This is a genomic window from Bradyrhizobium sp. SZCCHNS1050, from assembly GCF_032484785.1.
In the GTDB taxonomy this organism is placed as follows: Bacteria; Pseudomonadota; Alphaproteobacteria; order Rhizobiales; family Xanthobacteraceae; genus Bradyrhizobium.
Genome location: NZ_JAUETR010000001.1, coordinates 3,396,792 through 3,417,436, shown reverse-complemented (window position 1 = coordinate 3,417,436; position 20,645 = coordinate 3,396,792). Strand labels below are relative to the sequence as shown.

Genomic DNA, 20,645 nt, shown 5'->3' with positions numbered 1-20,645 from the left:
ATGGCGAGCGCGATCGATCCCCAGAGCCATGCCCGCCTGCGCCAATCCTTCCTGCTTGGCCTGGCGCGGCAGCCCTTGACGACGCCGCCGGCGCTGGCCGAACTGTTGCCACACGGACGCGAGCCTGCGCTGCCACTCCTTGCGCTGGCCGCGCAATGGCAGCGCTTCGCCGGCGCCGCGGCGCCTGTCGCCGATCCCGTCCCGGACGCCGCCCTGCGGCTGCACCAGGACGCGCGGCCCATCCTGCCCGAGGCGGCGCGGCGCGCGCTCAAGGCATTGGCGCGCAGCGTCGAGAAGTCGCTGGCGTCGAGCGCCTTGCCGCTCGCGCTGCGCCGTATCCAGGCCGCCGGCTGCCGGCTGCATCCGTTCGATCTGCCGGATTTCGTGCCGCACATCAAAGCCAATGCCGAGGACCAGGGCCTCGCCGAGCGCGCTTATCTGGCGCTGATCGCCTCCGACGCCGATGACGATGCCACCAAGGGCCTGTTCTTCGAACGCATCACCATGGAGAACTGGACCACCTTCCCGAAGACGCAGCGCCGCGCCTTCGTGGCGGAGCAGCGCCGCAACAATCCCGCCGACGGCCGCGCGCTGATCGAATCGGTCTGGAAGAGCGAGCCCGCGCCGGTCCGCGCTGCGCTGCTCGATGCACTGATGGTCGGCCTCGGCTCCGATGACCAGCCGTTTCTGGAGAGCCTGAGCGCCGATCGCGCCGACAGCGTCAAGCAGATCGCCGCACAGCTCCTGACCCGGATCGCCGAACGCACCGAGCACGGCGCCCGGCTGACCGAGGCCGCGCGGTGCTTCCAGCGCGCGGGCTCGTTGCTGGCCAAGATCGGCCTCGGCGCGGCGTCGACAGTGACCTTCAAGCTGCCGGCCGACGGCCTGAAATGGCAGGAGGCCGAGGCGTTGCGCGAGCGGCTGTTCGGCGGGCTGCGGCTCACCGCGCTCGCCACGGCGGTCGGCGCGCTGCCCGAGGCGCTGATCGCTTCACTGCCGCCGTCCGAGCACCGCGTGCTCACGCTGCTGATGGATGCCGCCGCGGCCGAGGGCGATGACGACACCGTGCTGCGCATCATCGGCGCGCGCCTCTGCGGCGGTGACGCACTGCACGGATATGCGCTGATGTCCCTGGCGGCGAAGGCCCGCCAGCCGCTCGCGCCGCAGGTCGCCGAACGCGTGCTCGCATCGCCGGCCTGGCAGAAGGCGATTCAGGACCTCGCCGACGCGACGACGCCGGCGGCGCAGAAGGACGACGGCCGGCTGGTGCTCATGGCTGCGCTGATGCCGCGCGCGACGATGCCCGCCTTCGTCGCCACGCTCACCCCGCTGTCCCCCGCGACCGCGCGCGCGGCCAAGGATTTCACCGACCTCGTTCTCGCGTTGCCGACGTAACGCACCATCAAACAGTCCGGAGCACGCCCATGACAAACGCTGATGCGAGCCCAAGCGACGGCCAGTTGCGCCGCTCCGCGGAAGCATTGCATGCCCACGAGCTCGAGGCGCTGGCGCAGGAGGACACGCGGGCGCGGCCGGCGCAATGGCGGCTGTCGCCACAGGCGGTCGTGACCTATCTGATGGGCGGCCGCACCAAATCGGGCGTCGAGATCACGCCGAAATATATCGGCAACCGCCGGCTGATCGAGACCGCGGTGGCGACGCTCGCGACCGACCGCGCGCTGCTGATCCTCGGCGTGCCCGGCACGGCGAAGTCGTGGGTCTCCGAACATCTCGCCACCGCGATCTCCGGCTCGTCCGAGCTGATCGTGCAATGCACGGCCGGCACCGACGAGAACCAGATCCGCTACGGCTGGAACTACGCGCTGCTGCTCGCCAAGGGCCCCTCGCGCGAGGCCATGGTGGCGACGCCCTTGATGCGCGCGATGGAAGCGGGGCGGATCGTACGCTTCGAGGAGCTGACCCGCATGCCGTCGGACGTGCAGGACACGCTGATCACGGTGCTGTCGGAGAAGCTGATGCCGATCGCGGAGATCAACGACGCCGTTCACGCCCGGCGCGGCTTCAACATGATCGCGACGGCGAATGCGCGCGACAAGGGCGTCAACGAATTGTCCTCGGCGCTGAAGCGGCGCTTCAACGTCGTGGTGCTGCCGCTGCCGGCCGACCTCGATGAGGAGGTGAGGATCGTCACCAAGCGCGTCGGCGAAATCGGCGGCGGTCTCGAGCTGCCGAAGATCGCGCCGGCCGACCAGGAGATCATGCGCATCGTCACGGTGTTCCGCGAGCTGCGCGACGGCCAGACGCTCGACGGCCGGCTCAAGCTGAAGTCGCCGTCGGGCTCGCTGTCGACGGCGGAGGCCATCGCGGTGACCATCGGCGCCTGGGCGGAAGCCGGCCATTTCGGCTCCGGCGTGATCGATGCGCAGAGCATGGCGGCGAACCTCGTCGGCGCCATCGTCAAGGATCCGGTGCAGGACAAGGTCGTGTTGCAGGAATATCTCGAAACGGTGGTGCGCGAGCGCAAGCCGTGGGCCGATCTGTACGGCGCGATCCGCGACGTGATCTGACATGGCCGCGCCGCAACCCGATCGCCTGCATCTGCTCGGCATCCGGCATCACGGGCCGGGATCGGCGCGCGCCGTGCTATCAGCGCTCGACGCGGCCGATCCGGCCGTGGTGCTGATCGAAGGGCCGCCGGATGCCGATGAGCTGATCGCGTTCGCCGCCTCGCCCGCGATGGCGCCGCCGATCGCGCTGCTGGTCCACGCCCAGGACGATGCCGCCAATGCGAGCTTCTTTCCGTTCGCGCTGTTCTCGCCCGAATGGCAGGCGATCCGCTGGGCGCTGGCGAGGGGACGGCCGGTCCGCTTCATCGACCTGCCGGCGTCCTACCGCCTCGCCGAACGGGCCAAGCCGAAGCAGCCGGAGGGCAATGAAAGCGAGGCCGCGCCGGAGGACGCCGATGCGACTGCGCCAGATGAGCCGGACACGGTCGATCCTGAGCTGGCGCAGATCCGGCGCGATCCGCTGGCCTATCTCGCCACCCTTGCCGGCTATGACGACAGCGAGTCCTGGTGGAATGCGATCGTCGAACAGGGGGTGCATGGTCCGGAGATTTTTGCCGCGCTGGAAGCCGCGATCGCGGCGTTGCGCGACAAGATCGATCCGCTGCCCTACCAGCCTGCCGATGAAGCCCAGCGCGAGCTGCGCCGCGAAGCGCATATGCGCTTGGAAATCGCGGCGGCGCTCGGCGAGCAGGACGGGGCCGTCGCCGTCATCTGCGGCGCCTGGCACGTGCCGGCGCTGCGGCGGAAATTGGCGCTGAAGGACGATCGCGCGCTGCTGAAGGGGCTGCCGCAGGTCAAGGTCACCGCCACCTGGGTGCCGTGGACGGAGACGCGCCTCGCCGCCGCGTCCGGCTATGGCGCCGGCGTAATTTCGCCGGGCTGGTACGCGCATCTGTGGCAGGGACTGCAGCACGGCCAGGCCGCCGCGCTCGACGCCACCAGCTTCACGACCCGCTGGCAGGCCCGTGTCGCGGAGCTGCTGCGGCGGAACGGGCGGCCGGCATCGACGGCATCTGTCATCGAGGCGTCCCGGCTCGCGATCACGCTGGCCGCGTTGCGCGACGTCGCTTTGCCGGGATTGGCCGAGATGCGCGAGGCGAGCCTTGCGACGCTCTGCGAGGGCGAGACGGCGCCGTTCCGCCTGATCGAGCAGCAGCTCATCATCGGGCAACGTGTCGGCGAGATCGACGACAGCGTGCCGCAGATGCCGCTCGCCGCCGATCTCGCGCGCTGGCAGCGCAAGCTGAAGCTGAAGCCCGAGGCGCTCGACACCGACATCGCGCTCGACCTGCGCAGCGAGGCCGGGCTTGCCAAGTCGCAGCTCCTGCACCGGCTGGGCCTGATCCAGGTGCCGTGGGGACGGTTGCAGGGATCGGGACAGAGCCGCGGCACCTTTCGCGAGAACTGGCGCCTGCGCTGGGAGCCGGAATTCTCGGTGCGTCTCGTCGAGGCGCTGGTGCACGGCACCACCGTCGCGCAGGCTGCGGGCAATGCCGCCGTCACCGACGCACAGGCGGCGACCTCGTTGAACACCGTCGCGGCCATCGTGCGCGGCTGTCTCGAAGCGGGTCTGAGCGAGGCGGCCGAGACGACGATCGCGCTGCTGCAGCAGCGCTCGGCCGCGACAAGCGATGTTGCCGATCTCACCGAGGCCGTGCCGCCGCTCGCCGAAATCCTGCGTTACGGCACCGCACGGGCGCTGCCGACCGAGGCGCTGCGCCTGCTGGTGACCAGCCTCGTCGAGGCGATCTGTGCCGGCCTCGTCTATGCCTGCCGCAGCCTGCAGGCCGACGTCGCCGCCGATCTCCGCGGCAGGCTGGCGCGGCTCGACGTCGCGATCGGACTGATCGAGGATCGCGGCCTGCGCGACGGCTGGAGCCGCGCGCTGTTGCACGTCGCCGCCGATGCGGCGGCGCATCCGCTGTTGAAGGGCCTGGCGAACCGCGTGCTGTACGATCAGGGCATCGTGTCACCGGAGCAGACCGCGCTGGCACTGTCGCGCGCGCTGTCCCACAGCGTGCCGACGCTGGAGGCCGGCGACTGGCTCGACGGGTTTCTCGGCCAGAGCGGCCAAGTGCTGCTGCACGACCAGATGCTGCGCCGGATCATCGACGGCTGGCTGGCTGCGATCGACGACGAGGCGTTCAACAACCTGCTGCCGGTGATGCGCCGTGCCTTCGCGAGCTTCGACCGCAACGAGCGGCGGCGCCTGCTGGACGAACTGGCCAGGCAGCGGCCGCTGGCCGTCGGCTCCACCTCCGACGCCAGCCCGCTGCTGCCGCCCGCGCCGCTGCCGGCCACCGCCGCCGGCTTCGACGCGGCCCTGCCCTTGCTGCTGACCATCCTCGGCGCCGACCGGCCGATCAAGGAGGCCAATCGATGAGCGACGACGCTGATGCCGAGCGCAACCGCCGCTGGCGCCTCGTGCTTGGCGGCGACGACCAGGCCGGCCTGTCCGATCGCGATCGGCGCCTCGATGCGGCGCTGGCCGGACTCTATGACGCCGGCTCCGGCGGCAAGCGCGGCGGCGGCCGACGCGGCGGTCTCGGCGGCTCGGCGCCGCGCGTCGCGAGCTGGCTCGGCGACATCAGGGAGTTCTTTCCGGCACCGGTCGTGCAGGTGATCCAGAAGGACGCTTTCGAGCGGCTCGGCCTGAAGGAGATGCTGCTGCAGCCTGAGTTTCTCGCAGCCCTCGAAGCCGACGTGCATCTCGTCGCCGACCTCATGGCGCTGCGCTCGGTGATGCCGGAGAAGACCAAGTCGACGGCGCGCCAAGTCGTCGCCAAGGTCGTCAAGGAGCTGATGGAAAAGCTCGATGCCCGCACCACCGAGACGATCCGCGGTGCGGTCGACCGCCGCCGCCGCACCCGCCGACCGCGCGCCGGCGACATCGACTGGCCGCGCACGATCGGCAAGAACCTGCGCCACTGGCAGGCCGAGCATCGCACCATCGTGCCGGAGACATTGATCGGGCACGCGCGCGCCGCGCGCCGGACCAATCTGGAGGAGGTGATCCTGTGTGTCGACCAGTCGGGCTCGATGGGCACCTCCGTCGTCTACTCCTCGATCTTCGCCGCGGTGCTGGCCTCGATCCCGGCGATCGCGATGAAGCTCGTGGTGTTCGACACCAACATCATCGACCTCACCGAGGAGCTGGCCGATCCGGTCGAGGTGCTGTTCTCGGTGCAGCTCGGCGGCGGCACCGACATCAACCAGGCGCTGGCCTATTGCGAGCGCCTGGTGCGCGAGCCGGCGCGCACGCACATGGTGCTGATCAGCGACCTCATCGAGGGCGGCATCGCCGAGCAGATGCTGGCCCGCGCCAAGGCGCTGGTCTCGTCGGGCGTCAACCTGATCGTGCTGCTCGCGCTCAACGACGATGGCCGCCCGGCCTACGACGCCAAGCACGCCGCGATCCTGGCCGCGCTCGGCTGTCCGGTGTTCGCCTGCACGCCGCATCAGTTTCCGGAGTTGATGGCAACCGCGCTGAAGCGCCAGGACATCTGGTCGTGGGCCGCAGCACAGGACATCAAGCTGGTGCGGCCCGAGGACGGCGTACCGGGCGTGTAAATGAAGCGTCTCGTTCTGTCATGCATCCTGCTGCTCGGGCGCTACGCTGTTCTGCCGGTCGTCGCGCTGGCCGCCGGATTGCTGTTCATCTGGCTGATCGCGCTGGACGACTACACGAGAGTTGCGCTCATCACCGCCCCCATCATGTTCTGCGTGGTCGCGGCCGCCGTCGCGCTGGCGCTCGGAATTCTTTTCGTGCCGGCCCGGCGCGAGCGGAGCAACGTCCTGGACGAAGCAATGGCGCCCGCGCTCTGGCGGATCTGGCAGGAGCTCGATCCAGCCTTCGCCAAGCCGACGCGCACGCTGCGGTTCGACGCCGAGTTCAATGCGTCGATCAGCGAAGCGCGCGGCTATGCCGGCATCTTCCGCCAGCACGTCACGATGACCGTCGGACTGCCGCTGCTGATGATCCTCGACGAGCGGGCAATCCGCGCCACCATCGCCCACGAGGTTGCCCATGCCGAGCTGCGTCACATCACCGGGGCCGGCAATCTGTTCGACTTTCTGCGCGCCTGCGAGAACGTTCTGCATTATGCGAACCCCGATCGCACCATCACCGGCCGGATTGCAGCACGGCTGCTGCGTGCCGTGCTTGGATGGGTCAACAGGGAGTATCTCGCACTCTCACGTCAGAATGAGCTGGCCGCCGACCGGCGCGCGGCCGCGCTTATGGGACCATCCGAGATGACGCGATCGCTCGTGCTGATCGCCGGTGGCGTGGCACGACTGCGCGAGCTGGTGTTCTCTCCCTTGGAGACCGACATGCTCGGCGCCATCAGCCTGCCGGCGACGCCGCTGCAGCGCATGTCGACCCATCTCGTCGACATCCGCGACCATGATGCGCTCACCGCTGCTGCGGCCAAGACGATCGAGGAGGAGTCCATGGAGGACCCGAACTCGACCCACCCGCCGCTCCGTGCGAGCCTTGCCAATCTGGGCTGTGCCACGCTCCCCGCGGTCGATCCGATCGAGGCCCCGGCCATCGCGCGACTGCTCTCACCGGATGCGGCGCGCGACCTTTCGGCCCAACTCGACGCCGAGTGGCGCAAATTGGCACAGACCAGGGTCCGTCTTGGAGGCTGATATTCAGCATACCTGCCGGCGACGCCTGCCCCCGTGGAACTCGGCGCGCATCTATGCTAAGGTGCTGCCGTGCACGATCTCCGGGAGCCTTCGGTGCGACGCGCGCAGGTCAAGGTCGATGTCCAGGCCGACGAGCCGGACTGGGCACCTGCGCGACAGGACTTATGGCAGCGCATTGCCGCGCATGATTTCGAGCCGGATACGCCGTTCAACTTCACCCAGCGGTTGGCGCGCGACCATGGCTGGAGCCTCGATGAGGCCCGGGCCGCGATCGAGGCCTATCGCCGCTTCTGCTTTCTCGCGATGGTTTCGCCGACGCCGGTGACGCCCAGCGAGGTAGTTGACGAGGTCTGGCACCAGCATCTGATCTATTCGCGCGACTATTGGGTGATCTGGTGCGGCGAACGGCTCCAGGCCCCGCTGCATCATGATCCGACGCCCGGCGGACCGCAGGCGCAGATGACCTACCGCCGGCAATATGCCGAGACGCTGGCACTGCATGAACGCTTCTTCGGTCCGCCCAGCCCCGATCTGTGGCCTGCGACACACATCCGCTTCGCCGGACCGCGCTATCACGTCACCGACCTCACCCATTGGCTCATTCTGCCCCGGCCCCGCGCATGGCTGCGGCGGCTGTTCAGGAGATGAATATGGCGCTCAATCCGTTCGACTGGACGGCCGGCCCATTCCTACTCGTCTACATCGTTCTCGGCGCCATCATTTTCCTCAAGGCCTTCGCTCTACGCGGCACGATCGGCCCGGCCGCGGCCAAGCCCCAGCCGCCTTTGAACGAGCTCGAGCTGGCCTATCTCGCCGGCGGCGCGCCACGTTTCGGCGATACCGTGCTGCTCGGCTTCGCTGCGAACGGCGCAGCAACCTTCACCGCCCGCGATCACAAGATAACAGTGACTGATCAGACGTCGCTGGCGGCGCTGATGGACCGTCCGCCGCGGCTTGCATTCCGCCCGGAGATGACACGGCAGGAATTCCAGCAGGCGCTTGCGCCACTTACGGCGCGCATTCAGGCGCGGCTGGAGGCTCTCGGCTATGCACCGACCGACAGCCAGATGGTGGCATTCCGCAAGACCGTGTTGCCGTTCGTCGGCGCGCTCATCCTGTTCGGACTGATCAAGGTCCTCGTCGGCGCTTCGCGGCAACACGACGTAGGCTTTCTAATACTACTACTCGGTCTTACGGCGCTGGGCGCGGCGATGATCGCAAAGGCGCCCTCCCGCACATACGCCGGCAACGAGGTGCTGCGGAGCTATCAGGCGACCCATGCGCGCGCAGCCCGCGCCCCGCGCGAGCATGAATTGCTACTGGCCGTCGCACTGACCGGCGCGGCGGTGCTGTCCGGCACCGCCTACGCTTCGGTGCTGGCAACATCCAAGGCGCTGAGCAGCAGTGGCGGTGGTTGCGGCGGTGGCGGTTGCGGAGGTGGTGGTGGAGGCGGTGGTGGCGGCGGCTGCGGCGGCTGCAGCTGACAATCAATCGCTCCTCGCCGGTGTCACCGCCGTAGACTTTCCTGTTCGCATCCGACGCGGCATCATGCGCGTCATGAACGACGAAGCACGGCGCGGCATCGGCCATTCGACCAATCTCGTGGGACGTCCCTCGGAATGGCTGGCGAGCTGCGCCTTCAACGACAGCGCGGCGCCGCTGCACATCTGGGGCGTCACCGAGATGAACCCCAGCCTGTTCACGATGCTCGCGCAGGCGGAGCATCTCAACGAGGCCGGCCAGGCCTTCTCGGCCTACATGATGGCGATGTTCGGCCTCGATCCCGAGCAACGCGCCACGACGTCCGGCGGCCAGCGGCGTTTCCGCTCGTCCTTCCTGCGGCTGATCCAGGGCTGGGGCTTCGACAGCAACGGCCCGGAGGGCGCCGTGCTCAAGGGCTGGGTCGAGAGCCGGTTCGGCCTCGGTCCGTCCTACCACAAGGAGATCATCGAACGCGTGGCAAGCCGGGCCTGGACGACCTATGTCCAGGAGAAGATGTCGAGCCGCTTCCACAACAATGCGATCTGGGTGCAGCTCGATCTGCTGTTCGAATTCTGCCAATGGGCGATCCGCCGCTTCGCCTTTCCAGGCGAGACGCATCTGACGCTGCATCGCGGCGTCAATTCGTTCGACGAGCATTGGATCGTGGCGCGAACAACGCGGCGCGAGGCGGTGGTCCGGCTCAACAACCTCGTCTCGTTCTCCTCCGACCGCGACACTGCGGGCTGCTTCGGCGACATGATCCTCACCGCGCGGATTCCCGTCAGCAAGATCGTGTTCTTCAACGGCCTGCTGTCGTCACATGCGCTGAAGGGCGAAGGCGAATACCTCGTGATTGGCGGCGACTACCGCGTGAGCGTCGACTATGTGTGAGCGGATCGCAGCATGACCGCACCCGATGTCGAGGAACGCGCGCTCGCGGCCTATCTCGGCTTTGCCATCGGCGACGCGCTCGGCGCCACCGTCGAGTTCATGACCCGAGGCGAGATCGTCGCGCAATACGGCGTGCATCGCGACATCATCGGCGGCGGCTGGCTCAAGCTCAGGCCGGGGGAGGTCACCGACGACACCGAGATGTCGCTGGCGCTGGGACGCTCGCTGATCCGCAAGCGCGGCTTCGACGCGCGCGACGTCTGCGAGGAGTTTGCCGCCTGGCTCCGGACCGGGCCGGCCGATGTCGGCAACACCTGCCGCCGCGGCATCCGCCGCTACGTCATGCACGGCACGGTCGAAGGCGTCTACGCCGAAGGCGACGCCGGCAATGGCGCGGCGATGCGCGTGCTGCCGGTGGCGCTCGCGACGTTGGAAGCACCGGACAACGCCGAGACCTGGACGCTGGCGCAGGCACGCGCCACGCACCATCATCCGCTGTCGGACGACGCCTGCATCGCGCTGGTGCGCATGACTCACGCCTTGCTGCTGGGTGAGGGACAGGACGCCGTCCGCCGCGAAGCCGATGCTCTGATCGGCAAGCACCGCGCCTTCAGCTTCGTCCCCTATCCGGGGCAGAGCTCGGCCTTCGTCGTCGACACCATGCAGACCGTGCTGCACCACTATCTTGCCGCCGACTCGTTCACCGAATGCCTTGTGCAGACCGTCAACCAGGGCGGCGATGCCGACACGACGGGTGCGCTCGCGGGCATGCTGGCCGGCGCCACCCATGGGCTGGCGGCGATTCCTGCGCGCTGGCGCGACAGGCTCGACCGCGACGTGACGGCGGACATTGAGGTGCAGGTGCCGCGGCTACTGGCGATTGCGCGCGCGATCCGGGCCTGATGTCTTGGAGCAATGGCATCCAGACGTCGCAGAGTGTGCCGGCCGTGGCGGATCGGCTCCGACCGATCGTCGTCTCAGCCACGGCCCTCAATCATTCTGCGCCAACACCTCGCGCAGCGCGTCCGTCAGCCGCGCGAGCTCCGTCTCCGAGCCGATGGTGATACGCAGATAGTCCACGATCCGCGGGGCGGTGAAATGGCGGACGAGCACGGCGCGCTGGCGCAACGCTGCGGACAGCGCCTGGCCGGAATGGCCCGGATGCCGGGCGAAGACGAAGTTGGCGCTGGACGGCAGCACCTCGAAGCCGAGACGAACCAGCGCGGCGGTGAGGTCCGCGCGGTTCTTCATGATGACCGAGCGCGCCTGCTGGAAATGGGCGTCGTCCTCGATCGAGGCGATCGCGCCGGCCTGGGCGGGGCGGCCGAGCGGGTAGGAGTTGAAGCTGTCCTTGACCCGCGTCAGGCCTTCGATCAGCGCGGCGTCGCCGATCGCGTAGCCGACGCGGAGTCCTGCGAGCGCGCGCGATTTCGACATCGTCTGCACCACCAGCAGGTTGGGATGCTCGGAGATCAAGGGGATCGCGGTCTCGGCGCCGAAATCGACATAGGCCTCGTCGATGACGACGGCCGCGTCGCTGCGGGCAGCAACCAGCCGTGCGATCTCGGCACGCGACAGCGCAATTCCGGTCGGTGCGTTCGGATTGGCGATGATCACCGGGCCGGGACGGCCGACATAATCGTCGATACGCACGCGCATCTCGGCATCGAGCGGAACGGTCGCGTAGTCGATTCCGAGCAGCCGGCAGTAGACCGGATAGAAGCTGTAGGTCACGTCAGGGAACAGAAGCGGCGCCGGCTGCTTCAGGAGCGCCGCGAAGGCATGCGCCAGCACCTCATCCGAACCGTTGCCGACGAACACCTGCTCGGGTGAGACCTTGTGATAGGCCGCGAGGGCCTCGCGCAGCCGCGTTGCCTGGGGATCGGGATAGAGGCGCAAGGTGTCGGCCGCGGCGGCCCGTATGGCCCCGATCGCCTTCGGCGAGGGCCCGAACGGACTCTCATTGGTGTTGAGCTTGACCAGGCCCGGGATCTGCGGCTGCTCGCCGGGCACATAGGGCGACAGCCGATGAACGAGCTCGGACCAGAAGCGACTCAAGATTGCTCTCCTGCGCACCCGAGATCCGCCGATCGACGCATCGATCGGAAGCGATGGACGTGCGAACTGAACGTGGTGTGGATCATCGGCAAATGGCGCGCCCGGAACGATTCGAACGTCCGACCCTCAGATTCGTAGTTCAAAAACATTGCTTCGCCACGCTATCCAACTGTACGCCACAGCGCAACGATAGACGCAAAAGTCCTTAATTTCGAGCCTTTTATCGCACATCCTCCTACAAGGTCGGGGTCGAACCGTCGAACTCCCCGATTTGCCAAAACCGTTTGAAAAACCGTTTTAGTTTCGGAGCGCTCCGATGGCCGATGTCCGCCTCCTGCTGACCGACAAAGAAATCGCTCGCCTGCCGACCCCGAGGAAGGGCTGGTATCTGGCGCGCGACACCGAACTGAAGGGCTTCTTCGTCGTCGTCGGAAAGCGGAAACGAACCTTTACCGTCCAAGGCGACCTTCGCGAGGACGGCAAGCGAGCGACGTCGATCCGGGTCGCAATCGGCGACGTCAAAGAACTCTCGACAAGGACGGCCCGAGCGACTGCCAAAGAATATCTTGCTCAGATAAGCCGGGGTCAGCATCCCAAGGCCGGGTCGAAACCGAGTCGCGTCGCGGCCAGCGGGGATAGCCCGACCGCGCATCAATCCGGCGGCATCACGCTCAGGCAAGCGTGGGAGCGATATCGCGACGCCCACATGATTAGGAAAGGCCGTAGCGAGCGCACAATCGAGAGCTATCGGGATCACGTGGAACGAATCTTCATCAAATGGCTCGATACGCCATTGGAAGATTTGGGCCGCCACCCAGCAAAGGTGGTCGAGAGACATGACGAAATCACCAAGGAGAACGGGCCATATATTGCGAATGGAAGCATGCGCACTCTCCGGGCCATCTATTCCCACGCCCGCAAAGCCAACAAGACCTTGCCGCCCGATAATCCCGTCGGGGCTATCGACTGGAATGGAGAGAAGCGACGCGACACCGGAATGGGGCCCGGTGATCTGAGGGCCTGGTTTTCCGAATTGTCGGCTTTGGACAATCCGATCCGCCGTGAATTCCATCTCTTCACGCTGCTTTCGGGATGTCGGCCCACCGCGTTGCAGGAAACCACTCCGGGCAATATCGATTTCAAGAGACGGATCCTGCACATTCCGAAGCCCAAGGGCGGCGCGAAGCGGGCCTTCGACATTCCTCTATCTCGGGAAATGATCCGCTGCCTGATCCGAGTCATGCGCTTTGGACATCAGATGCATCCGTCGCACGCCCGCCAATGGATATTCCCGGCCGACAGCGTGTCGGGGCACATAGTCGAGCAGAAAGAAGATCGGGCCACGCTGTCGAAATGGGGTAACGATCTACGGCAGAGCTTTCGCACCATCGCCGCCGCAGCCGGCGTGTCGGAGTTCGATGCAAAGCTGCTGATGAACCACGCAATTCCCGGCGTGAACGCTGGCTACATCACTCGCCCTAAGCTGCTGGAGGATCACCTACGACGCCAACAACAAGCGATCAGCAGTGCGGTATTTGCGGCATTGAATGCGAATAGCCCAAATATCCGTCCGTGGCCAAAATCCACCAACTCGCAACTTCTCAACCCACGTGCCCATGTTATCGCTGACGACATTCGCGGGCAACACGGGCTGAAGTCAGCGATCGCGGAACAGCAAGAGCTCACTCCGTGGGAGAGAGGTGCTTAGTGTCGGCTCCTAGACGCGCGAAACGTGTGTAGCGATCCGCTCTTCTGTATAGATGACGGCACAAGCTCCCCTGTGGCGGAGAGAGTATCAGTCAATCTCCATTGAAAGAGAACGCATTTTCGTTCTTCCCCGACCCAAACCCACCAATTGAGCTACGGCCGGAGAATAGGGTTTGGCCCCCGACAACGACCTGTTCTGCCAATAATCCGTCATCGCCGAAAGTCCATCAAGCGAGTCGATCAATGGCGGCCTGCAATACGCACCCTCCAATGCGTTGATGCCTGGGACAAAATCTTCGGCAAATGAGGTCTCGAACATCAACATAGCTATACAAAACAACTTCATTGGTATAATTGAGCGAGCAGCTAGCACTTTTACGTGCAGTATTGATGTACCAAGTATCAGTACTGGCATCTCAACGATGATCACCGCAGCACAGCTCCGCGCGGCCAGGGCGCTTCTTGACATCGACCAGCGCCAGCTTGCCGAACTGTCTGGCCTTTCGGTCCCCACGATCCAGCGTATGGAAGCGAGCGAGGGGGTCGTGCGCGGCAACGTCGATTCCTTGATGAAATTGATCGAGGCGCTGAGCCAGAGCGGTATCGAACTTATCGGCGACGGAGCCGCCAGTCAGACCGGAGGCCGCGGAGTCCGGCTCAAGGAGCCCGCACTCTCCGACTCGCGCCACGTGAAGGGTATGGCGAAAAGGGCATAGGATCCAATTGAGATGAGTGTCGTTGCATTCCTCATGCTCTGCGCAGCGGCGATGTTGGGGGTTGCGCTGTTGGCGGTAGCCATCTCGCGCGGGTATGCGGCGACCCGCATCATCTACGGCGCCATGCTGGCGCTGTGCAGCGCGGCGACGGTTTTTTCGGTTCTCGCGCTTGCCGGCCATGCCGGCGCTCCGACTGACCTCGTTCTGCCGCTCGGCCTGCCCTGGATCGGCGCACACTTCGCGATCGATGCGCTCGCGGCCTTTTTTCTCGTTGTCGTGAATATCGGCGGCGCCGCAGCGAGTCTCTACGCGCTCGGCTACGGCGCACACGCGGAGGAGCCGCATCGCGTGCTGCCGTTCTTTCCAGCCTTCCTCGCCGGAATGAATCTGGTCCTGCTGGCGGCTGATGCCTTCAGCTATCTGTTGTCCTGGGAGTTCATGTCACTGGCCTCCTGGGCGCTCGTAATCGCGCATCATCGCGATCCCGAGAACAGACGCGCCGGCTACGTGTATCTGATCATGGCGAGCCTCGGCACGCTCGCGCTCCTGCTCGCCCTCGGCCTGCTCGCCGGGCCGGGCGGCAGTTACGACTTCGAGACAATCAGACATGGCGTGCGAACGCCGCTGACGGCTGCGATGGTCCTCGTACTGGTCCTGATCGGTGCAGGATCCAAGGCCGGGCTGGTGCCGCTGCATGCCTGGCTGCCGCTTGCGCATCCGGCGGCGCCAAGTCACGTTTCGGCTCTGATGAGCGGCGTGATGACGAAGGTCGCGATCTACGCCTTCATCCGCATCGTGTTCGATCTTGCCGGCGACCTGCCCTGGTGGTCGGGCGCGCTACTGCTCGCGATCGGCAGCCTGAGCGCGGTCCTCGGCGTGTTGCAGGCCCTGATGCAGGACGACGTCAAGCGGCTGCTCGCCTATTCGACCATTGAAAATATCGGCATCGTCTTCATCGGGCTCGGCCTCGCGCTGTCGTTCCGAGCCGACGGCATGAATGCGGCGGCCGCGCTGGCCATAACGGCGGCCTTGTTGCACGTGCTCAACCATTCCCTCTTCAAGAGCCTGCTGTTCTTCGGCGCCGGTGCGGTGCTGACCGCAACCGGCGAGCGCGACATGGATCGTCTCGGCGGATTGATCCACCGCATGCCGGTGACGAGCTTCCTGTTCCTGGTCGGCTGCATGGCGATCTCGGCACTGCCGCCACTGAACGGTTTCGTGTCGGAATGGCTAACCTTCCAGGCCGTGCTTCAGAGTCCCGACCTGGCGCGATGGTTGCTGAAGGTCATGGTGCCGGCGGCAGGCGGCCTGCTCGCGCTCGCAGCAGCGCTGGCGGGCGCGACCTTCGTCAAGGCCTTTGGTATCACCTTCCTCGGCCGTCCACGCAGCACGGAAGCGGGACAAGCAACGGAAGTGGACCGCTTCTCGCTCTCGGCCATGGCGACACTTGCCTTGCTCTGCCTGATCGCCGGCATCGTTCCGGGCTTCATCATCGATGCCATCGCCCCGATCACGCACCAGCTTGCCGGCACGGCGCTGACGACGCAGGGGAGCCGGCCCTGGCTCACGATCGTGCCGGAGGCCGAAACCGGCAGCTCCTATAACGGCTTGCTCGTCTTTCTCTTCATCGCCACGTCCGCGCTGCTGGCGGTGTGGGCCATCCACCGCTTCGCCTCGCACGCGATCCGCCGCGGCCCGGCATGGGATTGCGGCTTTCCCGATCCCAGTCCGCTGACGCAATATTCCGGCTCGAGCTTTGCCCAGCCTATCCGCCGCGTGTTCCTGGCGCGGACTCCTTTTACGAGTGAAGAGGTCACCGTGCCCGCGCCCGGCGACACACGCGCCGCCCGCTTCACACTGACGATCGCCGATCCGGTGTGGGACTGGCTCTACGAGCCGGTTGCCGGCGCCGTCGAACGCGCCGCGCTCCAGCTCAACAAACTGCAATTCCTCACCATCCGCCGCTACCTCAGTCTTGTCTTCCTCTCCCTCGTGCTGCTCTTGCTGGTGCTGGCGATATGGAGCTGATCTCCGCCCTTCTCGTTCAGGTCTCGCAGATGATGCTGGTGCTGCTGGCGGCGCCGCTGCTGACCGGCTTCATCCGCAAGGTGAAGGCGCGTCTCCAGCGCCGCCGCGGCCCGCCGATCGTGCAGCCCTATCGCGATATCCTACGGCTCCTGAAGAAGGAGGTCGTGGTCGCGGACAATGCCTCGTGGATATTCCGCGTCGCGCCCTATCTGATCTTCGCGGCGACCTGGGTCGCCGCCGCGCTGGTGCCGACCTTCGCCAAGGGTTTGCTGTTCAGCTGGTCCGCGGACCTCATCGCCATCATCGCGCTGCTCGCCAGCGCGCGGTTTTTCCTCGCGCTCGCCGGCATGGATATCGGCACCGCCTTCGGCGGCATCGGGGCGAGCCGGGAAATGATGATCGCCTCGCTCGCCGAGCCGGCCATGCTGCTGGTCGTCTTCACCATGGCGCTGGTCGCGCACTCGACGCAGCTCTCGGCCGTGGCCGATCTGTTCGCCTCGGGCGTCGGCCTGCGTGTCTCGCTGGGCCTTGCGATGGTCGGGCTGATCATCGTCGCCATCGCCGAAAACGGCCGCGTTCCGGTCGACAACCCGGCGACCCATCTCGAACTCACCATGGTGCATGAAGCCATGGTGCTGGAATATTCAGGTCGCCACCTCGCCATGATCGAACTCGCCGCCGCGGTCAAGCTGCTGCTCTACATCTCGCTGATCGGCTGCATCTTCGTGCCGTGGACGCTGGCTGCGCCCAGCGCGAGCACCGCAAGCCATCTGACCGGATTCACCGGCTATCTCGCCAAGCTCACTGTGTTCGGCTTTCTGCTCGGCGTGTTCGAGACCGCCATTGCGAAGATGAGGGTGTTCCGCCTACCGGATTTCATCGGCGCTGCCTTGATGCTCGGCCTGCTCGGCACGCTGCTGTTGTTCGTATCGAGGAGCCTCTAGCAATGGCGCACGGACTGACATTCGACGTCGCGCACCTGTTGGCGGGCAGCCTGTTGCTGGTCAGCTTCCTGATGATCACACAGCACCGGCTCTATGCCCTGCTCAACGCCTTTGCGCTACAGGCCGTGCTGCTCGCGATGTCGGTCGCCTGGCAGGCCCACGTCCAGAGCGCGCCGCATCTCTATGTCACCGCCATGATCGCGCTGGTCTTCAAGGCCGTGGTCGTGCCGGTCGGGCTGCATCGCATCATCCAGCGGCTCGGCATCCATCGCGAGATCGAAACCGTGATCGGCTCCGGAACGACCATGCTGACCGGCATGGGACTGGTCGCGCTCTCAATGACGGTCATGCTGAAGGTCACCCCCGCCGCCGATCCGCTCGCGCGCGAGGACCTCGCCTTCGCGCTGGCGGTCGTACTGCTCGGCCTGTTGATGATGGTGAGCCGGCGTAACGCCGTGAGCCAGGTGGTCGGCTTCATGTCGCTCGAAAACGGGCTGGTGCTCGCAGGCACCGGCGCGCGCGGCATGCCGCTGGTGGTCGAGATCAGCGTCGCCTTCTCGATCCTGATCGCCTTCTTCGTGATCGGCGTCTTCCTGTTCCGGATCCGCGAGCGCTTCGATACCGTCGATGTCCAGGCGCTGGATCGCTTTCGCGGAGAGCGCCGATGATGTTGTCCACCAACGAGGGCGTCGTCCTCGTCACCGTCATTCCGGTCGTCTCGGCCGCTGTGCTGGCCCTGCTTCCCGGCTATCGGCTGTCCGCGGGCCTCAACGTGCTGGCGTCGGGGTTGACCTTCGCGGCCTCGCTCTCGATGTTCTTCGCCGATCACATCCAGCCCGGCTCTTACCTGTTCGTCGATGAACTCAACATCGCGTTCATCGTGCTCAATACCTTCGTCGGCTTCACCACCAGCGTGTTTTCGGCAAGCTACATCGGCCACGAGCTGGCGACCGGGCGGCTGACGCCTGCATACTTGCGTTTCTACCACGCCATGTTCCAGGTCATGATGGGCGGGATGAATCTCGCGCTGACCGCCAACAATATCGGCTTGATGTGGGTCGGCATCGAACTGGCGACGCTGACGACCGTGCTGATGGTCGGCATCTACCGCACCCATGAAGCGCTCGAAGCCGCCTGGAAATATTTCATTCTCGGCAGCGTCGGCATCGGGCTCGCACTGTTCGGTACCATCCTGGTCTACATGGCTGCGCTCCCCGTGGTGGGCGAAGGCATCAACGGCATGGTCTGGACGGTGCTGGTCGCGCATGCCTCACAGTTCGATCCGGCGCTGATCAACGTCGCCTTCATATTCCTGCTGCTCGGCTACGGCACTAAGGTGGGGTTGGCGCCGCTGCACGCCTGGCTGCCGGATGCGCATGCGGAAGGGCCGACGCCGATCTCCGCGGTGTTGTCCGGCCTCCTGCTCAACGTCGCACTCTACGCAGTGCTTCGTTTCAAGATCGTGCTGGCAGCCAATCCGAGCGCGGTGGCTCCTGGACCCCTAATGGTGACACTCGGTCTGGTGTCGCTGGTGTTCGCCGCCTTCATGCTCTACCGGCGGCGCGACATCAAACGCCTGTTCGCCTATTCCTCGATCGAGCACATGGGGATCATCACCTTTGCCTTCGGGATGGGCGGCCCGGTCGCCAATTTTGCCGGGCTGCTGCACATGGTGATGCACAGCCTTACCAAGTCGGGAATCTTCTTTGCCGTTGGCCATGTCGCGCAGATCAAGGACACGCAGAAGATCGCCGATATCCGCGGCCTGACCGCGACCCATCCGGCGCTCGGCTGGAGCCTCGTGATCGGTGTCGTGGCCATCGCCGGATTGCCGCCGTTCGGCGTCTTCATGAGCGAATTCCTGGTCGTGACCTCAACCTTCGCGCGCGAGCCGCTGCTTGCCATCCCGCTCGTGTTCGGCATCCTGCTCGCGCTCGGCGCGCTGTTCTATCATCTCAACGGTATCGCCTTTGGCGCGCCGACCGGGAGCACTGCACCATCGGATGCCTCCTACATGCCGATGATCGTGCATTTCGGTCTCGTGCTGATCGCCGGAATCTTCCTCCCGCCCACGCTGGTCATGTGGTTCCGGCACGTCGCCGATATTCTGGGGTGATCGCAATGGGCCTCGACGAACTCCTGCGCCAAGGCGAGCTTGCATCGAGCCCCTGTCCCTGGCCGCGCGCCGTCGTCGGCGTCGCGACTTGGAACGCGGCGATCGCGGGACTTGCCGGCGCCGACTGGGAACTGCTCGGCCTTTGGGGCGAGGCGGATCGCGTTCACATGGCGCTGCTCGATGCGCCGAAAACTGTGGTCGGCATCGTCACGCTCGATTGCCCGACCCGCCGCTATCCGTCGGTCGGTCTGCACCACCCACCGGCACTTCGGCTGGAACGGACCATCCGCGATCTCCGCGGCCTGGAGCCGCAGGGCCTGCCGGACCCGCGCGCCTGGCTCGACCACGGCAATTGGGGCCTGCGGCATCCGCTCGCTGCGAAGCCCGAGCCGACGCCGATCGACAAGACCTATGCGTTCCTTCCCGTCGAAGGCGCCGGCCTGCATCAGATTCCGGTCGGCCCGGTCCATGCCGGCATCATCGAGCCCGGCCACTTCCGCTTCACCGCCAACGGCGAGACCGTGGTGCGGTTAGAGCCTCGGCTCGGCTATGTGCACAAGGGTATCGAGGGCCTGATTGCGGGCGCGAACCTTGGGAAGGCGGGCAAGCTCGCAGCTCGCGCCTCCGGTGACAGCACGGTCGCCTACGGACTGGCCTTCGCGCGCGCGGTGGAGGCTGCGTTGGGGGTGGAAGTTCCGCTGCGTGCGCACCATCTGCGCGCGCTGATGGCGGAGCTGGAACGTCTCGCCAATCATCTCGGCGATTTCGGCGCAATCTGCAACGACGCTTCCTTCGCCCTGATGCTGGCCCATTGCGGCGTGTTACGCGAGAAGGTGCTGCGCGGCGCGGGCAATGTTTTCGGGCACCGCCTGATGCGCGACTTGATCCTGCCCGGCGGCGTTGCGACCGATATCAACCAGGATGGCATCCAGGCGATCCGATCGCTGGTGAGCGATATCCAGGCACGCTTCCCAGCCCTCGTCGAACTCTACGACAACACGGCCTCGCTCCAGGATCGCACCGTCACCACGGGCACGGTGAAGGCCGATCTCGCCCGTCAATACGCACCCGGCGGCTTCATCGGCCGCGCATCGGGCCGCACCTTCGACGCACGCAAGCATCTTGCCTACGCGCCCTATGACAAGCTCGCCTTCGAGATTCCTGTGCTCGAGGCCGGCGACGTCAACGCGCGGGTGTGGATTCGCGTTCGCGAGATCGAGCAGAGTCTAGGGCTCGTCACCCAACTGCTGGAGCGGATGCCGCAGGGCGAGTTGCGGATCGATCTGCCCATGGCCGGCGAGGTTCGCGAGGGCATGGCGCTGGTGGAGGGTTTTCGCGGCGACATCCTGGTCTGGCTCAGGCTCAATGCCGACAACAGCATTGCGCACTGCCATCTGCGTGACCCTTCCTGGTTCCAATGGCCGCTGCTGGAGGCCGCGATCCAAGACAACATCGTTGCCGATTTCCCGCTCTGCAACAAATCATTCAACTGCTCCTACTCGGGCCACGACCTCTAGGGACG

At 66.0% G+C, this 20,645-nt stretch carries 17 protein-coding genes; 16 read left to right on the top strand and 1 reads right to left on the bottom strand.

Annotated features, from left to right (window positions below):
• The 9 genes from QX094_RS15425 (at position 1) to draG (ending at position 10,457) form a co-directional block, all read left to right on the top strand.
• Complete coding sequence (locus QX094_RS15425) at positions 1-1,395, top strand: DUF5691 domain-containing protein (protein ID WP_315752193.1); 1,395 nt, start codon at positions 1-3, stop codon at positions 1,393-1,395.
• Between the two features lie 29 nt (positions 1,396-1,424).
• Positions 1,425-2,528 (top strand): AAA family ATPase, encoded by a 1,104-nt coding sequence (locus tag QX094_RS15420; protein WP_315752194.1) that lies wholly within the window; start codon positions 1,425-1,427, stop codon positions 2,526-2,528.
• Between the two features lies 1 nt (position 2,529).
• Positions 2,530-4,911, top strand: coding sequence for a DUF5682 family protein (locus QX094_RS15415; protein ID WP_315752195.1), 2,382 nt, complete (start codon positions 2,530-2,532; stop codon positions 4,909-4,911).
• On the top strand, positions 4,908-6,098 hold the full coding sequence (locus QX094_RS15410; RefSeq protein ID WP_315752196.1) for a vWA domain-containing protein: 1,191 nt from the start codon (positions 4,908-4,910) through the stop codon (positions 6,096-6,098). Before QX094_RS15415 ends, QX094_RS15410 begins: the two co-directional genes overlap by 4 nt.
• The gene (locus QX094_RS15405) at positions 6,099-7,181 is read left to right on the top strand and encodes a M48 family metalloprotease (protein WP_315752197.1); all 1,083 of its coding nucleotides are present in this window, start codon (positions 6,099-6,101) and stop codon (positions 7,179-7,181) included. It abuts the gene before it with no gap.
• Positions 7,182-7,274: 93 nt separating this feature from the next.
• Complete coding sequence (locus tag QX094_RS15400) at positions 7,275-7,829, top strand: hypothetical protein (protein WP_315752198.1); 555 nt, start codon at positions 7,275-7,277, stop codon at positions 7,827-7,829.
• A 2-nt stretch (positions 7,830-7,831) separates the two neighbouring features.
• Positions 7,832-8,665, top strand: coding sequence for a TIGR04222 domain-containing membrane protein (locus QX094_RS15395; RefSeq protein ID WP_315752199.1), 834 nt, complete (start codon positions 7,832-7,834; stop codon positions 8,663-8,665).
• A 64-nt stretch (positions 8,666-8,729) separates the two neighbouring features.
• Positions 8,730-9,554, top strand: coding sequence for an NAD(+)--dinitrogen-reductase ADP-D-ribosyltransferase (locus tag QX094_RS15390; RefSeq protein ID WP_315752314.1), 825 nt, complete (start codon positions 8,730-8,732; stop codon positions 9,552-9,554).
• A gap of 12 nt (positions 9,555-9,566) precedes the next feature.
• A complete protein-coding gene (gene draG, locus QX094_RS15385) occupies positions 9,567-10,457 on the top strand; it encodes an ADP-ribosyl-[dinitrogen reductase] hydrolase (RefSeq protein WP_315752200.1) in 891 nt (296 codons plus the stop codon).
• A gap of 87 nt (positions 10,458-10,544) precedes the next feature.
• Here the strand turns inward: draG and hisC are convergent, their stop codons facing one another.
• Entirely contained in the window at positions 10,545-11,612 is a 1,068-nt protein-coding gene (hisC, locus tag QX094_RS15380; RefSeq protein ID WP_316174551.1) for a histidinol-phosphate transaminase, read from the bottom strand.
• 316 nt (positions 11,613-11,928) lie between these two features.
• On the opposite strand from hisC, the gene QX094_RS15375 reads away from it, so the two are divergent.
• From QX094_RS15375 to QX094_RS15345, 7 genes are all read left to right on the top strand, one after another.
• Positions 11,929-13,320 (top strand): tyrosine-type recombinase/integrase, encoded by a 1,392-nt coding sequence (locus tag QX094_RS15375; RefSeq protein WP_316188007.1) that lies wholly within the window; start codon positions 11,929-11,931, stop codon positions 13,318-13,320.
• A 421-nt stretch (positions 13,321-13,741) separates the two neighbouring features.
• Positions 13,742-14,035 (top strand): helix-turn-helix transcriptional regulator, encoded by a 294-nt coding sequence (locus QX094_RS15370; protein WP_315715391.1) that lies wholly within the window; start codon positions 13,742-13,744, stop codon positions 14,033-14,035.
• A gap of 12 nt (positions 14,036-14,047) precedes the next feature.
• On the top strand, positions 14,048-16,063 hold the full coding sequence (gene hyfB, locus QX094_RS15365) for a hydrogenase 4 subunit B (RefSeq protein ID WP_316188006.1): 2,016 nt from the start codon (positions 14,048-14,050) through the stop codon (positions 16,061-16,063).
• Positions 16,054-17,007 (top strand): respiratory chain complex I subunit 1 family protein, encoded by a 954-nt coding sequence (locus tag QX094_RS15360; protein WP_315715389.1) that lies wholly within the window; start codon positions 16,054-16,056, stop codon positions 17,005-17,007. Before hyfB ends, QX094_RS15360 begins: the two co-directional genes overlap by 10 nt.
• A 2-nt stretch (positions 17,008-17,009) precedes the next feature.
• Positions 17,010-17,675, top strand: a complete 666-nt coding sequence (locus QX094_RS15355; protein ID WP_315715388.1) for a hydrogenase-4 component E — start codon at positions 17,010-17,012, stop codon at positions 17,673-17,675.
• Positions 17,675-19,123: a hydrogenase 4 subunit F gene (locus QX094_RS15350; protein WP_315715437.1), complete on the top strand. Its 1,449-nt coding sequence runs from the start codon at positions 17,675-17,677 to the stop codon at positions 19,121-19,123. The genes QX094_RS15355 and QX094_RS15350 overlap by 1 nt, the downstream gene beginning before the upstream one ends.
• A gap of 5 nt (positions 19,124-19,128) precedes the next feature.
• Positions 19,129-20,640, top strand: a complete 1,512-nt coding sequence (locus QX094_RS15345) for an NADH-quinone oxidoreductase subunit C (RefSeq protein ID WP_316188005.1) — start codon at positions 19,129-19,131, stop codon at positions 20,638-20,640.
• Positions 20,641-20,645: the final 5 nt, after the last annotated feature.